The organism is Streptomyces sp. W16 (assembly GCF_033194735.1).
Lineage (GTDB): Bacteria > Actinomycetota > Actinomycetes > Streptomycetales > Streptomycetaceae > Streptomyces.
Window position 1 is genome coordinate 1 of record NZ_JAWOAI010000960.1, and the last position, 1,967, is coordinate 1,967.

Genomic DNA, 1,967 nt, shown 5'->3' on the forward strand with positions numbered 1-1,967 from the left:
GGCCAGCACCGCGCCCACCCGGCCCGCGCCTCTCACCTGCACGCGCAGCTCGCGACGCGCCGCCAGACGGCCCATCGACTCGCCCGGCTCGCCGGTGATCAGGGAGAGCGACGCGAGGTCCGGGCGCAGCCGGTCGAGGACGTCCTTCTTCGCACGGAGCGCGTCGGCCGCGGGACCGCCGCCTTTCGCGTCGTCGAGCAGGCCCGCGTGCGTCAGCCCTTTCACCAGCTGGTCGACATGGCCCTCGGGCAGATCCATACGGTGTGCCTCCTCACGCAGGAGAGGCAGTCCGCGCGTGCCGTTGAGCAGGTCCAGGAAACTGCCCGTCGCCGTGTCCATCGGGCCGAGCGTCATCGCGTGCGCCGGTGTCATCCCGAACTGCACGGTGTTGAGATCGCGCCAGCCGCGCCGCAGCGCGGGCTTCACCATCGGATGCATGACAGGCCCCCGTAGCCGTAGGAAGTACGTCCCGTGTTTCGGTGGAACTGGTCGGTGCTCCGCCGGTGGTGCCAGAGTGCCCGGCCGGGCCGTCGGCCGCCGAAAGTTGTCCACAGGCGGTGGGGATTCGTCGTACGAATCAAACGCTTGGTGGGGGATCGACACCGAAACCGTCCCGGAGTCGGGACTTCCCGCGTGTGCAGAGGGTAACGTCATGGCGTGCCCGCCGACCCACTGCACAGCGCCGGAAAACCACAGCGCAGTACGACGAGCCAGCCGCCAAGCGGCTCGGGGGCGAGCGCGATCGAGGTCCGCAGGAGTGCGCGTCGGCGCAGAACGGTCTCCGCGTACCGCGAGGGCGATCGCACCGTCGTGCTGATCCCCGCCCGGATGTCCGAGGCGGAGGAGAAGCGCTGGGTCACCGTCATGCTCGACAAGCTGGCCGCGCAGGAAAGCAAACGCGTGCTCGGTGACACGGAGCTGGCCGAGCGCGCCGAGCGCCTGTCGGCCCAGTACTTCGACGGCCGGGCCCGGCCCACCTCGGTGCGCTGGGTCACCAACCAGAACACGCGCTGGGGATCCTGCACCCCTTCCGAGGGCAGCATCCGCCTCTCCCACCGGCTCCAGGGCATGCCCGAGTACGTCGTCGACTACGTGCTGCTGCACGAGCTCGCGCATCTCCTGGTGCCCGGGCACGGGCCGCGTTTCTGGCGGCTCCTGGAGGCGTATCCGCGCACCGAGCGGGCCAAGGGGTACCTCGAAGGCGTGGTCGCGGCCGAGCGGCTGCCCAATCCGCCGGGCACCCGCGACGAGTGACCGTCCCCTGTGGGGGATTGTGTACCGGGTCTGTACCGACTTACTCCGGTGTCGGAGATTGCCGTTAGCCTGACGCGACGCACTTGCATCGGGATGGGGGACGGTCGTTACGCATGGCCAGGGAATTCCAACGCGGCCACAAGGCCAAGATCAGTGACCTCACCGCGGGCACCGATCTGTACGTAGGCGTACAGATCACCGGCCCCGGACTGACGTTCGACATCAGCTGCTTCGGTCTCGACGCCGAGGAGCGGCTCTCCGACGACCGGTACTTCGTGTTCTTCAACCAGCCGAAGTCCCCCGAGGAGTCCATCCAGCTCCTGGGCGCCCAGGCGGGCGACGCCGAGTCGTTCCGGGTCACGCTCGACAAGATCCCGCCGCAGATCCACAAGCTGGCCTTCACAGCCACGCTCGACGGCACCGGACAGATGTCGCAGATCGCCCCGGGATACGTCCGTATCGTCGCGGGTGGCGAGGAAGTGGCCCGCTACTCGTTCAACGGTTCGGAGTTCACCACCGAGCGGGCCGTGATGCTGGGTGACTTCTACCTGAAGGACGTCTGGCGGTTCGCCGCCGTCGGCCAGGGCTTCGACGGTGGCCTCGAAGCGCTGCTGAAGAACTTCGGCGGCGAGGTCATGGCGGAGGAGGCGCCTGCCGCGCCGCAGCCGCAGTCCGGCGCCACCCCGGGCTTCGCCCCGCCGCCGCAGACCTCC

At 69.2% G+C, this 1,967-nt stretch carries 2 protein-coding genes and 1 pseudogene; 2 read left to right on the forward strand and 1 reads right to left on the reverse strand.

The features are described 5' to 3' along the window. Window positions 1-438 (reverse strand): annotated as a pseudogene (locus tag R6V09_RS51920) (ThiF family adenylyltransferase); the annotation flags it as partial. A 219-nt stretch (window positions 439-657) separates the two neighbouring features. On the opposite strand from R6V09_RS51920, the gene R6V09_RS51925 reads away from it, so the two are divergent. Both R6V09_RS51925 and R6V09_RS51930 read left to right on the forward strand, forming a co-directional pair. Beyond that, a complete protein-coding gene (locus R6V09_RS51925) occupies window positions 658-1,254 on the forward strand; it encodes a M48 metallopeptidase family protein (RefSeq protein ID WP_317888369.1) in 597 nt (198 codons plus the stop codon). A gap of 113 nt (window positions 1,255-1,367) precedes the next feature. Continuing rightward, on the forward strand, window positions 1,368-1,967 hold a 600-nt coding region (locus tag R6V09_RS51930; RefSeq protein WP_317888370.1), incomplete at its 3' end, for a TerD family protein.